9 protein-coding genes are annotated in these 23,485 nt (G+C 75.1%); 4 read left to right on the forward strand and 5 right to left on the reverse strand.

What is annotated here, in order from left to right:
* Positions 1-150: 150 nt before the first annotated feature.
* Entirely contained in the window at positions 151-12,582 is a 12,432-nt protein-coding gene (locus tag Dsi01nite_RS58265) for a beta strand repeat-containing protein (protein WP_203845278.1), read from the forward strand.
* Positions 12,583-12,610: 28 nt separating this feature from the next.
* Here Dsi01nite_RS58265 and yidD read toward each other — a convergent pair whose 3' ends face one another.
* Together yidD and Dsi01nite_RS07405 are read right to left on the reverse strand one after the other, a co-directional pair.
* Positions 12,611-13,003: a membrane protein insertion efficiency factor YidD gene (yidD, locus tag Dsi01nite_RS57200; RefSeq protein ID WP_239135750.1), complete on the reverse strand. Its 393-nt coding sequence runs from the start codon at positions 13,001-13,003 to the stop codon at positions 12,611-12,613.
* Between the two features lie 30 nt (positions 13,004-13,033).
* Positions 13,034-13,807, reverse strand: coding sequence for a hypothetical protein (locus Dsi01nite_RS07405; RefSeq protein ID WP_203845279.1), 774 nt, complete (start codon positions 13,805-13,807; stop codon positions 13,034-13,036).
* 159 nt (positions 13,808-13,966) lie between these two features.
* On the opposite strand from Dsi01nite_RS07405, the gene Dsi01nite_RS07410 reads away from it, so the two are divergent.
* Positions 13,967-14,449 (forward strand): GNAT family N-acetyltransferase, encoded by a 483-nt coding sequence (locus tag Dsi01nite_RS07410; RefSeq protein ID WP_203845280.1) that lies wholly within the window; start codon positions 13,967-13,969, stop codon positions 14,447-14,449.
* A 48-nt stretch (positions 14,450-14,497) separates the two neighbouring features.
* Here Dsi01nite_RS07410 and Dsi01nite_RS07415 read toward each other — a convergent pair whose 3' ends face one another.
* Positions 14,498-15,721, reverse strand: a complete 1,224-nt coding sequence (locus Dsi01nite_RS07415) for an outer membrane protein assembly factor BamB family protein (protein WP_203845281.1) — start codon at positions 15,719-15,721, stop codon at positions 14,498-14,500.
* A 271-nt stretch (positions 15,722-15,992) separates the two neighbouring features.
* Between Dsi01nite_RS07415 and Dsi01nite_RS07420 the strand changes: the two genes are divergently transcribed.
* Positions 15,993-17,114: an acyl-CoA dehydrogenase family protein gene (locus Dsi01nite_RS07420; RefSeq protein WP_203845282.1), complete on the forward strand. Its 1,122-nt coding sequence runs from the start codon at positions 15,993-15,995 to the stop codon at positions 17,112-17,114.
* A gap of 54 nt (positions 17,115-17,168) precedes the next feature.
* On the opposite strand, the gene Dsi01nite_RS07425 is transcribed toward Dsi01nite_RS07420, so the two are convergent.
* Together Dsi01nite_RS07425 and Dsi01nite_RS58690 are read right to left on the reverse strand one after the other, a co-directional pair.
* On the reverse strand, positions 17,169-19,961 hold the full coding sequence (locus Dsi01nite_RS07425; RefSeq protein WP_239135751.1) for a PQQ-dependent sugar dehydrogenase: 2,793 nt from the start codon (positions 19,959-19,961) through the stop codon (positions 17,169-17,171).
* Positions 19,962-20,049: 88 nt separating this feature from the next.
* The gene (locus Dsi01nite_RS58690) at positions 20,050-21,240 is read right to left on the reverse strand and encodes a ThuA domain-containing protein (protein WP_308442022.1); all 1,191 of its coding nucleotides are present in this window, start codon (positions 21,238-21,240) and stop codon (positions 20,050-20,052) included.
* 258 nt (positions 21,241-21,498) lie between these two features.
* Between Dsi01nite_RS58690 and Dsi01nite_RS07435 the strand changes: the two genes are divergently transcribed.
* Positions 21,499-23,484: a family 43 glycosylhydrolase gene (locus Dsi01nite_RS07435; RefSeq protein WP_203845283.1), complete on the forward strand. Its 1,986-nt coding sequence runs from the start codon at positions 21,499-21,501 to the stop codon at positions 23,482-23,484.
* Position 23,485 lies beyond the last annotated feature (1 nt).

Genomic DNA, 23,485 nt, shown 5'->3' on the forward strand with positions numbered 1-23,485 from the left:
CCACGGCCACACCCGTCGCGGCCGGCTCGGTGTCCGGCCGTTCTGAAACATCAGACGTCACGAATTCCCGATGTATTCGACCGAGTTGTGAGGAAGTCTCGGAGTTGAAGCCTCGGGGGGTGCAAATTGCCTGCGTACGGGCGTCGCGACGTGTCGCGGCTGGTCATGTTCGGCGTGAGTGTCGCCGCCGGTGCAGGTATTGCCGTTCTCGGGTTCGCGCTACGGGCCATGGCCGCCGAGGTCCCCCCGTCAGACCCGCCCGGCGGGCACAAACCTCCCGCGGCCACCGCCGCCGCCAAGGACGCGCCGGCCACGAAGACGGCGGCAACGACAGCGGCGCAGACGGCGGCGCAGACGGCCGGGAAGACGGTGACGACGCCGGCTCCGAAAGCGACGGTCGCGACGAAGGTCGGGACCACACGGGTGGCTTCCACGGGACAGGCGGTCCAGGTCTCGCCGCCGGCCCATCCCGGGCCGCACGCGACGACGGCGCGGATCGCCCCGCCCGTGGTCAGCCGCCCACCCACCACCTCGGCAGGAGTTCCGGCACCGCGCGGGCCACCGGCAGTCACCCGTACCAAACCCTCCGCATCGAAATCACCGGTCACCACCGCGAAGCCCTCCGCCCGGGTCGCCGGGGATCCGGGCGGCGTCGGCGGCATCCAGGCCGCGCCGAACCCCCCGGGCAGCATCGGCGCCGTCGGCGGCGTCAACACCATCGTCGTCACCTGGGCCGGGTCGTCCGGCGCCACCGGGTACACCGCGACCGCCACCAGCGGTGCCCTCACCAAGACCTGCACCGCCGCCGCCATCGGCTGCACCATGTCGAACGTCACCGCCGGCGCCTGGTCGGTGACCGTCACCGCCACCGGGGTCGGCGGCACCTCGGTCGCCTCCGGCGCGGTCGCCGCCACCGTCGTCGACCCGGCGAACCCGCCCGGCGCGCCGACCGGGGTCATCGCGAGCCCCGGCAACCGCCAGGCCACCGTCTCCTGGACGGCGCCGGCCTACCTGGGCGCCGGCATCAGCAGCTACACCGCGACGGCCAGCCCGGGTGGCGCCTCGTGCACCACGAGCGCGACCAGCTGCACCGTCACCGGACTCACCATGGGCGGCACCTACGTGTTCCAGGTGACCGCGACCGCCGTCAACGGTGCCGGGACCTCCGGGTCGAGCCTGCCGTCGCCGCTGACCACCGTCGGGCCGCCCGGGCCGCCGACCGCCCTGGTCGTCGTGGCGCTGCCCACCTCGGCGCAGGTCACCTGGGTCGGCCCGCTGCTCAGCGCGCCCGTCGATCACTACCTGGTGACCGCGAGCCCCGGCGGGCAGACCTGCACCGGCGTGCTGCTCACCTGCACCGTCACCGGGCTGACCAGCGGCACGGACTACACGTTCTCCGTCGTCTCCGTCGGCCCCGGGACGACCGGCACCTCCACGGCGACGGTGTCCTCCGCCGTCACGCCGGGGCCGCCCGGGCCGCCGAAGAACGTCCGGGTGACCCCGGGCTTCCTGACGCTGCACGTGGAGTGGGACCCGCCGGACGAGGACGGCGCCGGGATCGGGAGCTACGTCGCGACCGCGAGCCCCGGGCTGCTGCCCTGCGGCACCCTCACCGCCGCCGACCACGACTGCACGATCCTCAACCTGATCCCCAGCACCAGCTACACGGTGACGGTCGTCGCCGTCGGGGTCGGGCTGACCGGGACCTCGGCGGCGAGCCCGGCGAGCGCCCCGGTGACCCCCGGGCCGCCCGGCGCGCCGACCGCCGTCACCGCGACCCCGGGCAACGCCTCGGCCGCCGTGTCGTGGACCGCGCCGGCGAACCCCGGCACCGGCGTCACCGGCTACACCGTGACCGCGGCACCGGGGGGCAGCGGCTGCGTCAGCGCCGGCCCGGGCTGCACCGTGCCGCTGCTGACCCCGGGGACGTCGTACACGTTCACGGTCGTGGCCAACAGCCTCGCCGGACCGTCCCCGGTCAGCGCCGCGTCGAACGCGGTGACCCCCGGGCCGCCCGGCGTGCCCACCGGGGTCTCCGCGACCCCGGGCAACGGCACCGCGACCGTGTCGTGGACCGCGCCGGCGGCCACCGGGGCCGGCATCGGCGGCTACACCGTCGCCGCCGCGCCGGGCGGCGCCACCTGCACGACCACCGGCACGAGCTGCGCCGTGCCCGGCCTGACCAACGGCGTGGCGTATACGTTCGCGGTCGTCGCGACCGGCGCCGGCGGCACCGGCACGTCCCTGCCGAGTGCGCTGTCCGCCCTGGTCGTCCCCGGGCCACCCGACCCGCCGGTGCTGCCCGTCGCCGCCGCCGGGATCGGCACCGCGACCGTGTCGTGGTCCGCGCCGCTCATCACCCGCGCCGGGCTCAGCGGCTACACCGTCACCGCGTCCCCGGGCGGGGCCAGCTGCTCGACCAGCGGCACCACGTGCACCGTCACCGGTCTGAGCGCCGGGACCGCCTACACGTTCTCGGTCGTGGCCAACGGACCCGGCGGCGCCTCGAGCGGGGCGGCCGCCGCCGCGACCGCGACCCCCGGGCCGCCGGGAGCGCCGACCGGGGTGCAGGCCGTCGCCCTCGGCGGGGCGCTCACCGTGTCGTGGACCCCGCCGCTGTTGTCCGGGAACCTCGTCAACATCTACGTCGCCACCGCCCTGCCGGGCCTGCACGCCTGCGCCACCGTCAACGCCGCGCAGCACACCTGCACCATCACCGGCCTGGACGACGGCACCGCCTACACCGTCGCCGTGGTCTCCGTCGGCCTCGGGCTGACCGGGTCGTCGGCGCCGAGCACCCCGAGCGCCCCGGTCACACCGGGTCCGCCCGACGCGGCCACGGCCGTGACCGCAGTGGCCGGCGCGACGAGCGCGACCGTCTCCTGGACCGCGCCCGGCACCGCCCGGGCCGGCGTCGACACCTACCTGGTCACCGCGAGCCCCGGCGGCGCGACCTGCACCACGGCCGCGGTCAGCTGTGTCGTGTCCGGGTTGACCAGCGGCACCGCGTACACGTTCACGGTGCTCACCTCCGGCCCCGGCGGCTCGTCGCCGGCGAGCACGCCGTCGGCGGCGGTCACGCCCGGCCCGCCCGGTGTCCCGACCGGCGTCACGGCGTCCGGCGGCAGCGGCACCGCGACCGTGTCGTGGACCGCGCCGGCCAACCAGGGCGGCGGCATCGCCGGCTACACCGTCACCGCGCTGCCCGGCGGCGCCACCTGCGTCACCAGCGGCCTCAGCTGCCCCGTCACCGGGCTCATCAACGGCATCGGCTACGCGTTCCGGGTCGTCGCCAACGGCGTGGCCGCCACGGGGGACTCCCCGCCGAGCCAGCCGACCGCGCTCGTGGCGCCCGGCGCGCCCGACCCGCCGACCGCGGTGCTCGCGGTCGCCGGCAACGGATCGGTCGCCGTGTCGTGGATCCCGCCGCTGATCCAGCGGGCCGGTGTCACCGGCTACACGGTCACCGCGTCCCCCGGCGGCGCCGGCTGCTCGACCAGCGGCACGGCCTGCACCGTGACCGGCCTGACCGGCGGCACCGCGTACACGTTCACGGTCGTCGCCACCGGCTCGGGCGGGTCCTCGACGGGCACGAGCACCACCCCGGTCACGCCCGGACCACCCGGCGCGCCGACCGGCGTGACCGCCACTGCGGCCGGCACCACCGCGACCGTGTCGTGGACCGCGCCGGCCAACCCCGGCGCCGGCATCGGCTCCTACACCGTCACCGCGAGCCCCGGCGGCGCGTCCTGCACGACCGTGCTGCTCACCTGCACCGTCACCGGTCTCACCGCCGGCACGGGGTACAGCTTCACGGTCGTGACCAACGGCCTCCCCGGCACCGGCACGTCGGCGGCGAGCTCCGCGTCGGCGGGCGTCACCCCCGGCGCGCCGGACGCCCCGACGGCCGTGACCGCTTCCCCCGGCGCGGGCGTGGCGGCGGTGTCCTGGACCGCGCCGGTCACCACCCGGGCCGGCCTCACCAACTACACGGTCACCGCGAACCCCGGCGGCGCGTCCTGCACCACCGCGACCCTCGGCTGCACCGTCGCCGGGCTGGTCAGCGGCACCGTCTACACGTTCACCGTGACCGCGACCGGCCCCGGCGGCACGTCGCCGCCGAGCGCGTCGTCGCCCGTGACGCGGCCGGGACCGCCGGGCGCGCCGACCGGCGTCGCCGTGCAGGGCGGCAGCGCCGCGGTCACGGTGTCGTGGACCGCGCCGGTGAACCTCGGCGGCGGCGTCGACCACTACGTGGCGACCGTGACCCCCGGCGGCGCGTCCTGCACCAGCTCCGGCGCGTCCTGCACGGTCACCGGCCTGACCGACGGCGTCGGGTACACCGCCTCCGTCGTGGCGGTCGGCACCGGCAGCACCGGCGCCTCGCTGCCCGGCGTGACCGTCGTCCCGGTGAGCCCCGGCCCGCCCGACGCGCCCGTCCTGGTCCTCGCCGCCGGCGGCGACGGCGCGGCGGCCGTGTCGTGGACCGCGCCGCTGGTGCGGCGGGCCGGCGTGACCGGCTACACGGTCACCGCCTCGCCGGGCGGCGCCAGCTGCGCCACCGCGGCCCTCGGTTGCACCGTGCCGGGCCTGGACGGCGGCACCCTGTACACGTTCACGGTCGTGGCGAGCGGCCCCGGCGGCAGCTCCGGGCCGTCGCTGCCGTCGCTGCCGGTGCTGCCCGGCCCGCCGGACCCGCCGGCCGGGGTCACCGCCGCCGGCGGCAACGGCACCGCGACCGTGTCGTGGACCGCCCCGGCCAACCCGGGCGCCGGGATCGTCGGATACACGGTCACCGCGAACCCCGGCGGCGCCACCTGCGGCACCGTGCTGCTCACCAGTTGCACGGTCACCGGCCTGGTCAACGGCGTCGCGTACACGTTCACCGTGGTGGCCCACGGCGTGCCCGGCACCGGCGACTCCGACCCCGGCACGTCCGCCGTGCTGCGGCCCGGCCCGCCCGGCGCGCCGACCGCCGTCGGTGCGACCGCGGGCAGCGGCGGCGCCGCGGTGTCCTGGACCGCCCCGGCGCAGCCCGGCTCGGGCATCACCGCCTACACCGTCACCGCGAGCCCCGGCGGCGCGTCCTGCACCACCGCGACCCTCGGCTGCACCGCGCCCGGCCTGTCCGGCGGCACCGCGTACACGTTCACGGTCGTGGCGAGCGGTCCCGGCGGCGACTCGCCGGCCAGCACCGCCTCGCCGCAGGTCACCCCCGGGCCGCCGGGCGCGCCGACGGCGGTCAGCGCGATCGGCGGCAACGGCACCGCGACCGTGTCCTGGACCGCGCCGGCCAACCCGGGCGCCGGGATCACCGGCTACACCGTCACCGCCTCACCGGGCGGCGCCGTCTGCACCAGCGCCGGCACCAGCTGCACCGTCACCGGCCTCGGCAACGGCCTCGCCTACACGTTCTCGGTCGTCGCCAACGGCGTCACCGGCACCGGCACGTCGGCCGCCGGGGTCAGCGGCCTGACGGTCATCGGGCCGCCGGACGCCCCGACGGTCGTCGTCGCGGTCGCCGGGGACCGCTCCGCCGCCGTGTCGTGGACCCCGCCGCTGATCGCGCGGGCCGGCGTCACCGACTACCTCGTCACCGCCGCGCCCGGCGGCGCGAACTGCACGACCACCGGCGTCACCTGCACCGTGCCCGGGCTCAGCAACGCCGCCACGTACACGTTCTCCGTCGTCGCCAGGGGTCCCGGCGGCTCGTCGGCGGCGGGCGGGCCCTCCAACCCGGTCCACGCCGGGCCGCCCGGCGCGCCGACCGCGGTCTCCGCGACCGGCGGCAGCGGCACGGCGACCGTGTCGTGGACGGCACCGGCGAACCCGGGCGCCGGCATCCTCTCCTACACGGTGACCGCCGCGCCCGGCGGTGCGCAGTGCAGCACCATCGGCACCTCCTGCACCGTCACCGGGCTCACGGACGGCACCGGGTACACGTTCTCGGTCGTCGCCAACGGACTGCTCGGCACCGGCACCTCGGCGGCCGGCAGCACCGGCGCGCCCGTGACCTCGGGGCCGCCGGACGCGCCCACGGCCGTCGTGGCCACCGCCGGCAGCCGCTCCGCCGACGTGTCGTGGAGCGCGCCCGGTGTCGTGCGGGCCGGCGTCACCACCTACACCGTCACCGCGTCGCCCGGCGGCGCCACCTGCGTCACCGCGACCCTCGGCTGCACCGTGCCCGGGCTGACCGGCGGCGTCGCCTACACGTTCACGGTGGTCGCCACCGGCCCCGGCGGCGGCTCCGGGCCCTCGCTGCCGTCGCCGCAGGTGGTGCCCGGCCCGCCCGGCGCGCCGACCGGCACCGGCGTCGCCGACCTCGGCGGCGGCGACGCCCTCGTCAGCTGGACCGCGCCGGGCAACCTCGGCGCCGGGATCGACCACTACCTGGTCACCGCCGCACCGGGCGGCGCCTCGTGTACGACCTCCGGCAGCAGCTGCACCGTCGGCGGGCTGTCCGGCTCGATCGGCTACCTGTTCACGGTCGTGGCCGTCGGCGTCGCCGGCACCGGCACGTCCCTGCCGTCCCTGCCGGCCGCGTTGGTCCCGGTGACGGCGCCCGACCCGCCGACCGCGGTCTCGGCCGTGCCCGGCATCGCCTCCGCGACCGTGTCCTGGTCCGCGCCGCTCGTCGTGCGGGCCGGCGTCACCAGCTACCTGGTGACCGCGTCGCCCGGCGGTGCGTTCTGCGCCACCTCCGGCACCAGCTGCACCGTCGCCGGCCTGGTCCCGGGGACCGCGTACACGTTCGACGTCGTCGCGCTGGGGCCGGGCGGCAGCTCGTCGGCCAGCGACCCCTCCGGCAGCGTCGCGGTCGGCCCGCCGGGCCTGCCGACCGGCGTCACCGTGCAGGGCGGGGCCAGCAGCGCCACCGTGTCGTGGACGGCGCCGGCGAACCTGGGCGCCGGGATCGCCTCCTACACGGTGACCGCCGCACCCGGCGGCGCGCAGTGCACCACGACCGGCACCTCGTGCGTCGTCACCGGGCTCACCGGCGGCGTGCCCTACCTGTTCACGGTCGTCGCCACCGGCGTCACCGGCACCGGCGGCTCGCTGCCGAGCGTCGCGGTGGGCGGCCTGGCCGGCGCGCCGGGCGCGCCGACCGCCGTGTCCGGCGTCGCCGGCGACCGTCTCGTGGACGTGTCGTGGACCGCGCCGGCCAACCCGGGCGCCGGCATCACCGGCTACCTCGTGACCGGCTCCCCGTCCGGCACCTGCTCCGCGAGCGGAGCGGCGAGCACCGCCTGCACCGTGACCGGCCTCGCGCCGGGCACCCCGTTCACGTTCACCGTCGTCGCGGTCGGCCCGGGCGGGACGTCACCGGCGAGCGCGCCGTCGGCCGCGGACGTGCCCGGGCCGCCGGGATCGCCGACCGGCGTGACCGCGGCCGGCGGCGACGGCACCGCGACCGTCAGCTGGACCCCGCCCGGCAACACCGGCGGCGGCGTGGACCACTACGACGTCACCGCCGCACCCGGCGCCGGCGCCTGCTCCTCCAGCGCCACCCAGTGCGTCGTCACCGGCCTGACCAACGGTGTGGCGTACACGTTCACCGTCACCGCGGTCGGCGCCGACGGCACCGGCACGTCGCTGGTGGGCGCGCCGTCGGCGCCCGTCACGCCGGGTCCGCCGGACGCGGCCACCGCCGTGACCGTGGTGCCCGGGGACCACGCGGTCACCGTGTCGTGGCAGCCGCCGGGCATCACGCGGGCCGGTGTCACCTCCTACGAGGTCGCCGTCACGCCCGGCGCGCAGACCTGCGTCACGACCGCGACGTCGTGCACCATCACCGGGCTGACCGCCGGGGACCCCTACACGTTCACGGTCCGGGCGAGCGGGCCGGGCGGCGCCGCACCGGCCAGCGCGGCCACCGCCCCCGTCGTGCCGGGGCCGCCCGGGCCGCCGACCGCGGTGACCGTCACCGCCGGTCCGAGCTCGGCCACGGTGCGGTGGACCGCGCCCGGCAACGCCGGCGCCGGCATCGCCCGCTACACGGTCACCGCCGCGCCCGGCGGCGCGAGCTGCAACACGACGTCGACCAGCTGCACCGTCACCGGCCTGGACCCGGCGACCGCCTACACGTTCAGCGTCGTCACCGTCGGCACCGGGGCCACCGGGGTCTCCTCCGCCGCGGCCGCCCCCGGCTCGCTGACCCCCGGACCGCCCGGACCGCCCGGGGTGCCGACCGCCGTCCCCGGCAACGGCAGCGCGGTCGTCTCATGGGCGCCGTCCGGGGTCACCGGCCCCGGGATCGACCACTACCACGTCGTCGCCGGCCCCGGCGGCGCGACCTGCGACACCTCGGCGACCAGCTGCACCGTCACGGGGCTGACCCGCGGCGTCCCGTACACGTTCGTCGTGACCGCCGTCGGCGTCGGCACCTCCGGGACCTCCGCGCCCTCCGGGGCGTCCACTCCGGTCGTGCCCGGACCGCCCGGCGCGCCCACGGCCGTCATCGCCACCGCCGGCGCCGGACAGGTCAGCGTGGCCTGGACCCCGCCGGTCAGCGCCGGCGCCGGGATCAGCTACTACGTCGTCACCGCCGCGCCCGGCGGCCTGAACTGCACCACCGGTCTCACCCATTGCACGGTCACCGGCCTGACCAACGGCGTGGCCTACACGTTCACGGTGGTGGCGGCCGGCGTCGCCGGGACCGGTGTGTCGGCGCCCGCGGTCGCGTCCGCGTCGGTGAGCCCAGGCCCGCCCGGCGCTCCCGCCGCCGTCGTCGCCACCGCGGGCAGCGGCACCGCGACCGTCACGTGGCTCGCCCCGGCCCTCGCGGGCGCGGGCATCGACCACTACACCGTCACGGCCGATCCCGGCGGCATGACGTGCACCGCCCGCAACGCGACCAGCTGCACCGTCACCGGCCTGACCGGCGGGGTGAGCTACACGTTCACCGTCACCGCCAACGGGGTCAGCGGCGACTCGCCGGCCAGCACGCCGTCCGTCGCGATCCTGCCGGGCCCGCCCGGCACACCCGGCGGACTCACCGCCGAACCCGGCAACGGCGCCGCCACCGTCTCCTGGACGCCGCCGGCGAACCAGGGCGCCGGCATCGACCACTACACCGTGACCGCCTCACCCGGCGGCGCCGGCTGCACCAGCATCGCGACCAGTTGCACCGTCACCGGCCTGGTCAACGGCGCCTCGTACACGTTCGCTGTGGTGGCCACCGGCCCGGCCGGCACCGGCACGTCGGCGACCGTGACCACGGCGGCCCCGGTCGTCGTCGGTCCGCCCGCCGCGCCCGGCGGGGTGAGCGCCGCTGTGGGCGACCGCAGCGCCGTCGTGTCCTGGCAGCCGCCGGCCACCGGGGTCGTCACCGGCTACACCGTGACGGCCGCGCCGGGTGGCGGGACCTGCACCACGACCGGCGCCACCACCTGCACCGTGAGCGGGCTGACCAACGGCCTCTCCTACACCTTCACGGTGACCGCGGCCGGCCCCGGCGGCACGTCCCAGGCCAGCGCCGCGTCGCCGGCGGTCGTGCCCGGGCCGCCCGCCGCGCCCACCGCGGTCCTCGCCGTGGCCGGCAACGGCGAGGCGAACGTGTCCTGGACCGGGCCGGCCGCCGGCGGTGTCACCCGCTTCACGGTGACCGCGTCGCCCGGCGGCGCCACCTGCACCGGCGCCGGGACGGACACCAACTGCCTGGTGACCGGCCTGATCAACGGCGTCTCGTACACCTTCACGGTGACCGCGACCGGCCCCGGCGGCGACTCCGGGCCTTCGCTGCCGTCGGCCGTGGCGACGCCGACCGCCGGGCTGCCGGGCGCGCCCACCGACGTCACCGCCGCGCCCGGCACGGCCTCCGCGACCGTCAGCTGGAGCGCGCCGCAGGTCACCGGCGACGGCATCACCGGCTACACGGTGACCGCGTCGCCCGGCGGCGCCGGGTGCGCGACGACCGGCACGTCGTGCACCGTCAACGGGCTGCTCGACGGCACCCCGTACACGTTCTCGGTGGTCGCCACCGGCTCCGCCGGCGCGTCGGCGCCCGGGGTGACGTCGGCGCCGGTCGTGCCCGGCCCGCCCGCGGCGCCGGCCGGTGTCACCGTCACGCCCGGCAACGGTCAGCTGGCCGTCGCCTGGGTGCCCGGCAGCGGCCCGTCCGGCGGCTCGCGCGTCACCGGGTACACCGCCACCGCCTCGCCCGGCGGCCTGACGTGCACCGGCACCGGCACCCGCTGCACCATCACCGGGCTCGGCAACGGCGTCACGTACACGGTGACGGTCGTGGCCGACGGACCCGGCGGCACCTCCGGGGCCACCGCCGCGGCGCCGGCCGTCCCGGGACCGGCCGGGGTGCCCGGCAACGCCACGGCGACGCCCGCGCCGAACGCGGCGACCGTCAGCTGGACCACGCCGGCGACCGCCGGTGCCGGCATCACCCACTACGTCGTGACCGCCACACCCGGCGGGCAGACGTGCACGACCAGCGGCCCCAGCTGCGTCGTCGGCGGCCTCGCCCCGGGCACCCCGGTGAGCTTCGCCGTCGTCGCGTACGGCAACGGCGGCGCGTCCCTGCCGGCCGCCACCGCGCCCGTGGTGCCCGGCCCGCCGGCCGCGCCGGACGGGGTGGCCGCCACGCCGGGCAACGGCACCGCGAGCGTCGGCTGGGACCCGCCCACCGGCGGCGGGGCGGGCGTGGACGTCTACACGGTCACCGCCGCCCCCGGCGGCGCCGGCTGCACCACCGCGGCGTACGGCTGCACCGTCACCGGCCTGACCAACGGCGTCACCTACACCTTCACCGTGGTCGCGCACGGCGTCGGCGCGGCCGGGTCGTCCGCGCCGAGCCAGGCGTCGGCGCCGGTCACCCCGGCCGGCACGCGGCCCGGCCCGGCCGTCGCGGTGACCGTCACGGCCGGCAACGGCTCCGCCGACGTCAGCTGGACCCCACCGGCCGTCACCGGCGACGGCGTCGACCACTACGAGGTCGTCACCGACGACGGGCAGAGCTGCGTCACGACGACCATCAGCTGCACGGTGACCGGCCTGACCAACGGCCGGGCCTACCGGTTCCGGGTGCGGGTCGTGGCCGTCGACGATCCCGGCGTGCCGATCTCGGGCGACCTCACCGCGCCGGTCACGCCGAGCGCCGGGCAGCCCCTCGCCCCGACCGCGGTCTCCGCCGTGCCGGGCGACGCCGCCGCCACGATCAGCTGGACCGCCCCGTCCGGCGGGCCGCCCGTCACCGGGTACACCGTCACCGCCGTGCCCGGCGGCCTGACCTGCACCGCCACCGGCACCACGTGCGTGATCACCGGGCTGGTCAACGGCCAGGCGTACGAGTTCACCGCCGTGGCGCACGGCCCGTCCGGCACGTCGGCCGGCAGCGCGCCGTCCAACCCGGTCGTGCCCACCGCGCCCTACGGCCAGTCCGGCCTCGTGCCGCACGCGCCGGTCACGGTCACGGCGGTCTCCGCCGACGGGCGGGCCACCGTCACGTGGACCCCGGCCGCGACCGGCGCGACGCCCACCGGTTACACGGTCACCGCCGCCCCCGGCGGGTTGACCTGCACCACCACCGGCACCACGTGCGTGATCACCGGACTGACGAACGGCCGCGCCTACACCTTCACCGTCGTCGCGCACTCCCCGGACGGCAACTCGCCGCCCAGCCCGCCGAGCGCGCCGGTCTATCCCGGCGTCGCACCCGACGTGCCGACCGCGGTCGTCGCCGTCGCCCGCAACAGCGGCCTGTATGTGCGCTGGCGGCTGCCCGCCGCCACCGGGTCCGGGATCGACCACTTCACCGCGACGTCCAACGCCAGCAACGGCCGCTGCGTCACCACCACCGCGACCGCCAGCCAGTGCATGATGTTCGTGCCGATCGGCGCCGACTATCAGGTCAGCGTCGTCGCCAACGGCGTCTACGGCCATGACTCGCCGCCGGTCCGGGCGGTGACCCGGACCCGGCCGACGTTCCCGGACATGCCGCCGACGGCACCGGATTCGACCGGGGCGGGCCCGCTGGACAGCACCTACGGCGCCGCCACCGTCAGGCTCACCCACGGCGAGCCGATCACACTGACCGGGAGAGGGTTCGCACCCAACTCCTCGGTGCGCTTCGCCCTGTACGCCACCCCCGCCAGCGGGCGCGCCGACGCGGGCGCGTCCGGCAGCGGCGTGCGGATCGACCTGCTCGGCACGCCCACCGTCGGACCCGACGGGACGGTCCGGCTGCAGACGACGGTGCCGGCGGCACACGACGCGGTGGAAGCCTTCGCGTACCTGGCCCGCGGCGTCGGACCCGACGACACGGTGCGCAGCCTCGTGCTGTGGGCGAACGTCCCGAGCACGCCGGCGAACCCCACCGACCCGGTGACCCCGCCGGACCCGACGGCACCGACACCGACATCGCCGGACCTGACGACGCCCGTGACGCCCGTGACGTCGCCCGCGACGGTCCCGGTGCGCGGCCCGGCCCCGTCCCGGCGGGCCGGCAGTGCGGGCGGGGCCGGCGGGCTCGCGACCACCGGGGTGCCCGTGGCTCCGATCGTCCTCAGCGGCCTGCTGCTGCTCGTCGCCGGTGCGCTCGTCCGGCGGGCCGGCTCCTCCCGCAGACCGTGATCTGCGGTCCGGGCGGTCGCCGCACCGGTCAGGCCGCCGTCACCGGATCCGGGGTGCCCCACGCGACACCGGCCCGGCAGCGCCACAGCCGGCCGGCCGTCAGGGCGAGCCCGCGCCGGAACCCGTGCGTCTCGAACGCCGCCAGGCCGTAGTTGCTGCAGCTGGGCGTGAACGGGCAACGCGCCGGACGATGTGCCGAGATCCCGGTCTGGTATCGCCGGATCATCGCCGCCGCCAGCCCGGCCACGCTCGCCGGTGCGGTGAGCACCCGCAGCATCCACAGTGGATGGTGGACCACCGTCGCGGCGAGGTCGCCCACGCAGAGCAGCGCACCTTTGGCGGCCGCGTGCACCAGATCGGTGGAGAGGCAACCGCCGCAGCACTCGCCGACGCAGCCGAAGGGCGGTTCAGCGACAGCCATGGCGCGAATCGTAGACGGGTGCCGCTCCGGTCAGGTGCCGGGACCGTCCGGGAGCGGGCCGCCCGAGTGCCAGCCGTTCAGGGCCTGCCTGAACTCGCCGCGGGCCGCCGGTGGCAGGAGATCCTCGAAGAGGGCCTTGGGCAGCGGGCGGGGTTCGGCCGGGACGATGTCGATGACGAGGGGCCGGACCCTGGCCCTGCGGTAGGCGGCGAGCTTGTGGTGCCCGTCGATCAGGTAGCGGCCCGCGCCGCCGGGCGGCCCGGCGGTGACCAGGGCCGGCCGGATGCCGCGGGCGATCCTGGCCCGGTGCTCCTCGACGGTGCCCAGGCCGGGCGGTGGCCAGCGGTCGGTGGCGAGGATGTATTCGTCCTCGTCGGCGTAGTCCGGATACCAGCCGAACCAGTCCGCCTCGCCCCGGTCGAACACCGTCACGGTCGGCGACATCGTCCGGGCCGAGACCAGGTAGCGGCCGCGGCAGAACAACCGCAGCAGCGGCAGCAGCGGCTCGGTCCGCAGGCCGTGCACCCGGTCCACCGGCCACTTGCCGCGCCTGCCGCGCTCCACCGTCAGGCCGGGCTCGGCGAGCCAGTCCCGCAACGCGCTCAGCTCGGCCGGACGCGGCGCGTCCCAGCCGGCGGCACCGGCCCGGGCGGCGAGCTCGCCCACGCTGCCGTGGTCGTCGTAGGCGTGCACCCAGACCGGCGCCCCCGCCAGGTACAGCACACTGGCCGCGTCGTTGCCGAGCACCTCGACCACACCGAGCCCGTCGGGCACGTCGACCGTGAGCGGCTCGGCAGGCGTCATCCGACCATGCTCCCGCACGGAGCGACCCGGTACAGTGCGGGGCATGGAATGCTTCGCCGCCGATCGCACCCGTCGCTGAGGGTCCGCTCGTCGCCGTTGCTGGGCGCGAGTGGGCCGACCCTGTCGGTACCCGACCCTCAGCCCGAAAGGCACCATTCCATGTTGATCCGTTCGTTCCTGCCGCATGACCTGACACCGCTCGTCGAGCTCACCATCGAGACGTTCGGGCCGTTCTACGAGGAGTCCTTCCGCCCCGCGGTGGGTGAGGTCGTCTTCGCCAACCAGCACGGCGACTGGCGCGGCGACTACCGCACGCAGGTCGCACAGCTGCACCAGCCGGAGGCGCACAGGCACGTCGCGGTGGCCGAGGCCGGCGGTGCGGTCGCGGGGTACGTCGCGTGGAGCGTCGACCCGGACCGGCGCAACGGCACGGTCTCGCACCTCGCGGTCGCCGCCGGGCACCGCCGCCACGGGACGGCCACCGTCCTGTGTGAGCACGCCTTCGCCGACATGCGCACCCACGGCGCGGAGGTGGTGGAGATCGGCACGGGTGCCGACGCCTTCCACGCTCCGGCCCGGGCGCTCTACGAACGCCTCGGCTGCACCCCGTTCCCGGTCACGGTCTACTACCGCGAGCTCTGACGATCGCCGGTCCGGGGCGGGCCGGCGTCCGCCCCGGACCCGGCGAGGTCACGCCGTCGGGTGGAACGCCCGCAGGTCGTAGTTCCCCGCTTCGCCGGCGATCGCCAGGCCGGCGTACGCACTGACGAACAGCGGCGCGATGCCCGGGCTCGCCTCGCGTTCCGTGCCGGTCCGGGCGTCCAGGACGACGGGCTTGCCGCCGGCCCGGCCGTAGACGGCGCCGTGCCAGGCGGCGGTGAAACCGGGCGCTTCCCGGCCCTGCGCCGGCAGCTCCCACCGCCACGTGCCGGTGCCCGGGTCGAGCGCACCCACCCAGTCGGCGACGGGCCCGCCGCCGGCGTGGCAGACAACCACACCGGCCTGGTCATCGACACAGTCGACGCGCTGGTTGCCGGTGTCCTCGGCCGTCTTCACGGCGCCGGTGGCGGTGTCGAGCACGTTGAACCGCCGCTTGTTCTCCTTGGTGATCCACTGCATCACGACAAGCCTGTCGCCGGCCGGGGTGACGCTCTGCACCTCGACGTCCGCCGGGGTCCGCCACCGCTGTGCGCCGTCGCTCACGCTGAGCGCCGCCCGTGCCCGCCCGTCGATGACGATCACCGAGTCGCCCGCGACCGCCGTGGTCTCGACGCCGGGTTTGCTCCACACGACCTTCCGGGTGGACAGGTCCAGTGCCGTGGTGACGGCGTTCGTGCCGAAATTGCCGAGGATCAGCGTCCGGTCGTGGACCCCGAGCTGCGTCGTCGCCGTGTCCAGCAGCAGGGTCCACGCCCGCGCTCCGGTCTGCGCGTCGATGGCGACCAGCTCGGAGGACGCCGATCCGTCGACCCGGAACGTCGCCAGCACCAGCGTCCTGCCGTCGACCTTCGCCAGCAGCGGCATGCTGGCCCCGTTGGGCCCGGCCCACACCGTGTTGCCGAGCCCGGCCGGCGCCGCCTTGTGCTCGGGCGTGACCGTCGCGGTGGTCTTCCCGGTCAGCACGTCGACGACGAGCACCTGGACGGCGGTGACGATGAACGCCGTCGAGTCGACCAGCGCGATCGTCAGCGGCGCCACCGCCGCGCCCGCCAGGTTGACCTGCGGTTCGATCGCCTCCCGGGGCAACGCGACGCCGGTCGCGGGGTCGAACCTGGTCGGCGGGTCGAACTTCCGCGCCGCCGCCGGCGGGCTCGCCGTTCCGGCCTCCGGTGTCGCGGCCGCCCCGCCGCTGCTGCCGCCACATCCGCTGAGCCCGGCCAGTACACACAGCGCCGCCAGCACCCGAACCCGCATCGCGTCCCCCATCGCCCGAATCGCCGGTCATCGTATCGACAGATCGCAACACGCTGATTGCTGGTCGCAGTGTCGCGGCGCGCCCCCCCGGTGCAGGGCCGGCTTTCGGGTGTCGGCTACCTGACGTCCGGAACGCGCCCGCCGCCCGTCTTCTCCCGAAGCGACGTGGCACGCGGACGGCCACCGGAACGAGGACCATGAACCTCTGACCCACCGCGCTCCCGGCGCCTCCACACCCCTATCCACCGATCCCACAGTGAGCAGGCGGCAGATGCCCATCCTCGACGAGGTTCGTGCCCTTACCCCGGACGTCCGCGCCAGCGCCGAGCAGATCGAACGCGACCGGTCCCTGCCCGGGGACCTCGTCCATCGCCTCGCCGGGCTCGGTGTGTTCCGTCTCGCCGCGCCGCGGGCGGCGGGCGGCGGGGAGGCCGACCCGATCACCATGTTCGAGGTCTTCGAGGAGCTGGGCCACGCCGACGGGTCGGTCGGCTGGTTCGCCATGATCGGCGCCGCGACCGGGATCGCGCTCGGCCGCCTCGCCGACAGCACCGCCACCGAACTGCTCGCCGACCCCCGCTTCCTCATCGCCGGGGTGGCCGCCCCCCTCGGCCGGGCCGTGGCGGCTCCCGGCGGTTACCGGGTGAGCGGCCGCTGGCCGTTCGCCAGCGCGAGCCGCCAGGCCACCTGGCTGGTCGGCGGTTGCCTGGTGATGACCGGCGAGCAGCCGGAGCCGCTGCACGTCATCCTGCCCGCCGCCGACGTCACCGTGCACGACACCTGGGACGTGGTCGGCCTGCGTGGCACCGGCAGCCACGACATCGAAGCCGTCGACATCTTCGTGCCGGCCGAGCGGGCCTTCTCGCTCCAGCGGCCGGCGACCCGACCCGGGCCGCTCTTCGCCTTCCCGGTGCCGGGGCTGCTGGCGTTCGGCATCGGGGCGGTGTCACTGGGCATCGCCCGGGCCGCCGTGGCGGAGTTCACCCGGCTCGCCGCCGGCAAGCGCAATCCCGCGACGGGGGAGGTGCTGGCCGCCAAGCCGGCCGCGCGGACGGCGCTCGCGGAGGCCGAGTCGCTGGTCGGCGCCGGGCGGGCTTTCCTGACCGGGGAGCTCGCGTCGGTCTGGCGCCGGGTCACCGCCGGTGAGGAGGTCGGCGCCGCCGAGCGGGCCCGGCTGCGGCTGGCCGTCGCCTACGCGACCCGCGGCGCGGCGCGAGCCGTGGACCTGCTCTACGACGCCGCGGGCGGCTCGTCGCTGTTCCTGTCGAGCCCGCTCCAGCGGCACTTCCGGGACGTCCACGCGGCCACCCAGCACGCGATGGTCGGCAGCGACGTGCTGGAACTCGCCGGCGCGGTGCTGCTGGACCAGCCCGTGCCCACCGCCCGGCTGTAGGCGGCCGACCGCCCGGCCCCCGCGGGGGCCGGGCGGTCGTGTTTCAGGAGGTGATCAGGAGGTGATCAGGTCGAACTCCTCCCAGGAGCCGATGGCGCCGCGGTTGGCGATCAGCGCGCCGGCGCCGGCGTTCTCCGCCGCGACGTACTGGTTGTTGACGCCGGCCTTGAGCGAGACGCTGCCGTCGCCGTTGTGCACGATCTGGAACCTCTCCCAGGCGCCGACGGCGCCCCGGTTGGCGATGAGCGGGCTGTTGCCGCCGTTCTCGGCGCAGACGTACTGGCCGTTGGCGTGGGCGCGCAGCGCCACGAACCCGTCGCCCAGATCCACGACGTCGAACTGTTCCCACGGGCCGACAGCGCCCCGGTTGGCGATGAGCGGGCTGTTGCCGCCGTCGTCGGCCGTGACGTACTGGCCGTTGGCGTGGGCGCGGAGGCTGATCACCTGGCCGGCGGGGGCGGCCACGCCGGCGCCGACGAAGTCCATCCAGTTGACGTTGAAGAGGTACCCCGGCGTGCCGGCCGGGTTGCGGGCGACGAAGTACAGCTTCCCGGTGCCGGCCGGCGGGTTGGTCAGGTCGACGGTGACGTCGGTGTAGGTCTGCCAGCCGCCGGTGCCCGGGATCGTGGCCGACCCGAGCAGGGTTCCGGTGGGGGAGTTCCACCGCACCTCGGCGATGCCGCCGGCGGCGGCCGACGCGGCCCGGAGGCGGATCTGGTTGATGTTCGTCAGTGCCGCCGGCTCGACGCTCCACCAGTCGCCGTCCTGGATGAAGCCGATGTCGGGACCGCCGCCGGCGCTGTCCGATCCCGGCTCGACCGTGACACCGGGGCTGTCGTCGCCCTTGCCGGCCGGGGTGCGGCCGGTGTTGGTGAAGAACTCCGCACCCTTGCGCTTGGGCTGCAGGATCACCTGGCTGCGGGTGGTCAGCGGGGCGGCGCCGGGGGCGCCCCGGTCGGTGTAGGTCGCCTCGAAGACGTAGAAGACGTTGTCGCCCTCCGAGTGGCCGCTGGACAGCGTGGTGCTCACGGTGCCGTTGCAGCCGGTGTACGCCTCGAGCGGGTGGCCGTGGGTGTCGTGGCCCAGGATGGCCTGCAGGCGGACGTCGCCGCAGTTGATCGTGCCGTCCTCGGGGTCGGTCACGGTCGCCGAAAAGTTGATCTTGTCGCCCCACTGGAAGAAGCCGCCGTCCGGTGGCGCGTTGAGCGTCACGGACGGCGCGGTGTTGCCGGCCGTGACGGGGACGCTCGCGGAGTTCGTCTTGCCGGCGGCGTTGGTGACGGTGAGCACGGCGGTGTAGTTGCCGTTGGCGGTGTAGGTGTGTGCCGGGGACGCCGCCGTGGAGCTGGCGCCGTCGCCGAAGGTCCAGCTGTACGTCAGCGGACCGCCGTCCGGGGTGGACGAGCCGGCGCCGGAGAAGTTCACCGTCAGCGGGGCGGGGCCGTTGGTGCGGTCGGCCGTCACGCGGGCGACCGGAGAGGCGCCGCCGGTGACGTAGTCGATGCGGTAGATGCCCGAGTCGGTGTTGTCCCCGCCGAAGCCCGATCCCCATTCGATGATGTAGAGCGCGCCGTCGGGGCCGAACTTGAAGTCCATCGGCTTGAGGAACGACATCGATGTCAGCAGGGAGTCGATCGCGTTGACACCCTTGCCGTCGGGGGTGAGCTGGAAGGTGTACATCCGGCTCGTGTTCCACTCGGAGAAGAGGGCGCGGCCGTCGAAGTACTCCGGCCACTTGCGGTCGGACACCAGGCCCGCGTCGTACCGGTACACCGGTCCGGCCATCGGCGCGCCGCCGGACAGCTGTGGGAAGTGCGCGGGGTCCGCGGCGTAGTGGTACCAGATGGTCGCCGGCGCGGCGGGCGGCAGCTTCGTCAGCCCGGTGTTGTTCGGCGAGCTGTTCGTCGGACCGCCGGCGCAGTCGAACGGCGCACCGGACGCGCCGCTGGCGAAGTCGTAGGCGATGTAGGGCGTGTTGTTCCCGATGCAGAACGGCCAGCCCGAGTTCTCCGGCGAGCTCAGGATGTCCCATTCGACGGTGTTCTCGGGTCCCCGGGCCGCGTTGGGCGTTCCCGCGTCGGGACCATAGTTGGCCACCATGGCGTAACCGGTCTTCGGGTCCAGCCCGAGCCGGAACGGGTTGCGCTCACCCATCGCGAAGATTTCGGGCCGCGTCCTGGCCGTGCCGGGCGGGAAGAGGTTCCCGGCCGGGATGGTGTAGGTGCCGTTGGCCTCCGGGTGGATGCGCAGCACCTTGCCGGAGAGGCTGTCGGTGTTGCCGGAGGTGCGTGAGGCGTCGAAGTTCGCCTGCCCCGGCCGGTGGTCGATCGGGGTGTAGCCGTCGGAGGCGAACGGGTTGGTGGTGTCCCCGGTGGACAGCCACAGGTTGCCATTGTTCCGGTCGATGGCCAGCCCGGCGCCGTGGTGGCAGCAGTCGCCGCGCTGGACCGGGACATCGAGCACGATCTTCTCGCTGCCGAGGTCGACGGTGTCGCCGGTGACGGTGAACCGGCTCAGCCGGTCCACCGGGGCGCCGCTGGGCGAGTAGAACAGGTACAGCCAGTGGTTGGTGGCGAAGCCGGGGTCGAGGGCGATGCTCAGCAGCCCGCTCTCGTTGGAGGTGAAGACGTCCAGGTGGGCCGACGGCACGGTGCCGCCGCCCGGCCGGATGACGTTGACGTCGCCGAGGCGGTCGATGTAGAAGACGCGGCCGTCGGGTGCGATGTCGAGCATCATCGGGTTGGACGTGTTGGTGTCCAGTGGGACCTTCTGGAAGCTGCTGTCCGGTGGGGCGTCTGCCGCCGACGGCGCGGCCGTGTTGAGCACGACGGCGGTGGACAGGGCCAAGGTGGCGACGGTGACACGGGCAGCACGACGCAGCCCGCGAGTGAAGGGTGACACGGGTTCTCCCGGGAGATGAGCGAAAGCGGCGGGGTCAGCTGATGAGGTCGAACTCTTCCCACAGGCCGATGGCGGTCCGGTTGGCGACGAGCGGGCTGTTGCCCGCGTTCTCGGCGGTCACGTAGTTGCCGTTCACGGCCGCCCGCAGCGACACCGAGCCGTCGGCGTTGCCGACGATGTCGAACTGCTCCCAGAGACCCACCCCGCCCCGGTTGGCGATGAGGGCCGAGCCGCCGGCGTTCTCGGCGCACACGAACTGGTTGTTGGCGTGGGCGCGCAGCGCGATGCGGCCGTTGCCGGCGTCGACGCGGTCGAACTGTTCCCACGGCCCGATCGAGGTCCGGTTGGCGATCAGCGCCGCCGCGCCGCCGTTCTCGGCGGTGACGTATCTGCCGTTGACCCGGGCGCGGATGCTGATCACGGACGGCGCGGGCGGCGTGCCGACCGAGCAGTCGGCGGCCACGGCACCGGCCGTGGTGAGGATGCCGCCGAGGAGGATGTGCAGGAAGGCGGCCTCGCTGTAGCTCTCCGTCGTGTGACCGAGCGCCGTGTAGAACGCGCGGCCGCCGTCGTAGTTGTGGCACCAGGTCGTGGGGTGGTCGGCGCCCATCGACGAGCCGCTGTAGGACGAGTTGTCCACCGACGTGATGACGTGGACGGTGCCGCGCGGGTTGGCCTGGAAGTCGTACCACTCGTCGGTCCGGGTGATGGAGGTGGCCAGGCCGGCGGTGGCCGGGTGGGCCGTGTCCTCGACCACCAGGCGGGCGGCCTGGGTCGCCGGGTGCTGCTTGAAGTAGGCGCCGACCAGCCCGCCGTACCAGGCCCAGGAGTAGCCGCTGTCGGCGGCCGCGTGGACGCCGACGTATCCGCCGCCGTGCTGGATGTAGCGCTGGAAGGCGTCCTTGCCGGCCTGGGTGCCGACCGGGTCGCCGGTCGCCGACAGGAAGATCACGGTCTGGTACTGCGCGAGGTTGGCGTCGGTGAACTGCGCGTCGTCCTCGGTCGTGTCGACCGTGAACCCGTTGGCCGCGCCGAGGTCACGGATGGCCTGGATGCCGGTGGGGATGGAGTCGTGCCGGAAGCCGGTCGTCTTCGAGAAGACGAGCACTTTGAACGGGGCGTAGGCGGCGGCGGGGGTGGCCGGGCCGAAGAAGACGGTGGTCGCGGCGCAGAGGATGGCGGCAGCAGCCGTCGCCCATCTGCGCGGCACGGATGAGGGTGCCACGGTTCAGCTCCTGGTGGGGTGTGTCCAGGGACAGGGGGACTGCCGGCCGCCGAGCGGGCAGGGGTACCGAATTTTCGGTTAGTTAGACAACGAAACTAAGCCTTCGACTCGCACTCGTCAATCCCGGTCGATGGCGACCGGTGCGGGAGGGCCCCGCCGGCGGCCACCCCTTGACAGGCCGGTCGGCCGGTCCTAGCTTTCGATTACGCCTGACGTATTGAAACGTTTCATCAGCTCCGCCCGCCACGGAGGAAACCAATGCGCAAAGTCCTCGCCCTGCTCGTCTTCGCCACGGCGATACTCGTCGGCGCGCAACCCGCCGCCGCGTCCTACGCCACGACCGTGACCAACTTCGACGCCGCCGGCAACCAGGTCACCCGCTTCGACACCGCCGGCAACGCGGTCGACGCCCACGACGGCGACCTGCTCGCCGCCGGCGGCAGCTACTACCTCTACGGCACCTCGTACGACTGCGGCTTCGGCTGGCAGCAGGGCGGCACGCCGTTCTGCGGCTTCAAGGTCTACTCGTCCACCGACCTGGTGCACTGGACCGACCGCGGCGCGCTGTTCGACGCGACCACGAGCACCTGGCAGAGCCGGTGCAACGGCAACACGTTCGGCTGCTACCGGCCGCACGTCGTCTACAACGCCGCCACCGCCCGCTACGTGCTGTGGATCAACACGTACGACATCGGCGTCGGCTACCACGTCTTCACCAGCACCACCCCGACCGGGCCGTTCACCGAGCAGGCGATCCCGACCCTCGCGGTCAACAACGGCATCCCGCCCGGCGTCAACAACGGCGACCACGACGTGTTCGTGGACGACGACGGCACCGGCTACCTCGCCTACACCGACTGGCGGACCGGCGGCGACATCGTCGTGGAGCGGCTCAACAGCGCGTACACCTCCGGCACCGGCACCTACGCCCGCCTCGGCCAGTCCGCCACCGAAGCGCCGGCCCTGTTCCGCCGGGGGAGCGGCTACTACCTGGCCTACTCCGACCCGAACTGCGGCTACTGCACCACCGGCACCTCGGTGAAGCGGGCGTCCTCGCCGCTCGGGCCGTGGTCGGCCGGCACCAAGCTCACCACCGACTCCTGCGGCGGCCAGCCCTCCTTCGTCGCCGACATCGAGGGCACCTACGTCTACGGCAGCGACCTGTGGAGCAACGGCGCGCCGAACGAGGCGCTCGCCAACTTCTTCTGGGCGCCGCTCGGCTTCGCCGGTGACGGCTCGGTCAACGCGATCGCGTGCTCGGCAACGGCTTCGCTCACCCTGACCGGCGGCGCCGCCGGCACCCAGGTGCACCCGGCCGACCTGGACCAGGACGGCGGGGTCTCCGGCTACCGCACGTACTGCGACGTCGGCGGCAACGTCCAGCGCTCGCAGTCGTTCGTGGCGTCACGCACCGGCACGCTGAGCGCCGTCTCCTACACCACGTTCCAGCGCGGCTACCCGAACGCCGGGCTGCGGATCGCCGTCCACACTGCGGACTCCGCGTACCGGCCGACCGGCGGTGCGCTGTTCTCCACCGTGGTGCCGGCCTCGGCGGTCGGCTGGTCACCGCGGAACATCACCGTCCATCCTGGACTGTCGGTCAGCGCCGGCACCCGCTACGCCATCGTCGTGTCGTCCAGCACCACCACCGGCTGCTACGGCCTGCAGTACCACGACGGTGCGCCCTACCCGGGCGGCGGCGAGGCGTACAGCAGCAACAACGGCGCGTCGTTCGGCGCCGAGAGCAACCGCACCGTCAAGTTCCAGACCTCCATCGGCACCACCAACCCGGCGCTCACCGCGACCGCCACCGCGAGCAGTTCGTTCGAGGGCTGCTGCGGCTGGCGGCTCACCGCGCTCACCGACGGCCAGGACGCCTCCACACCCACCTCGATGGGCTGGAGCAGCACCAACTCGCTGAACGTCAACCACACCGAGTGGGTCTCCGTGGACCTCGGTGGGGTCAAGGCCATCAGCCGCGTCACCCTGCTCCCGCGCGGCGACGCCGGGAACGCCGGCGAGGGCTTCCCGGCCGACTTCACCGTGCAGTCCTCGGTGGACGGTGTCACGTGGACGGTGCTCGCCGCCCGCACCGGCTACCCCAAGCCGGCCGCCGTCGCCCAGCACTTCGACTTCGGCACGCAGGCCGCGCGCTACGTCCGCGTCGTCGGCACCGGCCTGCGCAACACCAACCCGAACGACCCGCTGTACCGGATGCAGCTCGCCGAGCTGAAGGTGGCCTGAG

Origin of the sequence: Dactylosporangium siamense, from assembly GCF_016862795.1 — a bacterium.
In the GTDB taxonomy this organism is placed as follows: Bacteria; Actinomycetota; Actinomycetes; order Mycobacteriales; family Micromonosporaceae; genus Dactylosporangium; species Dactylosporangium siamense.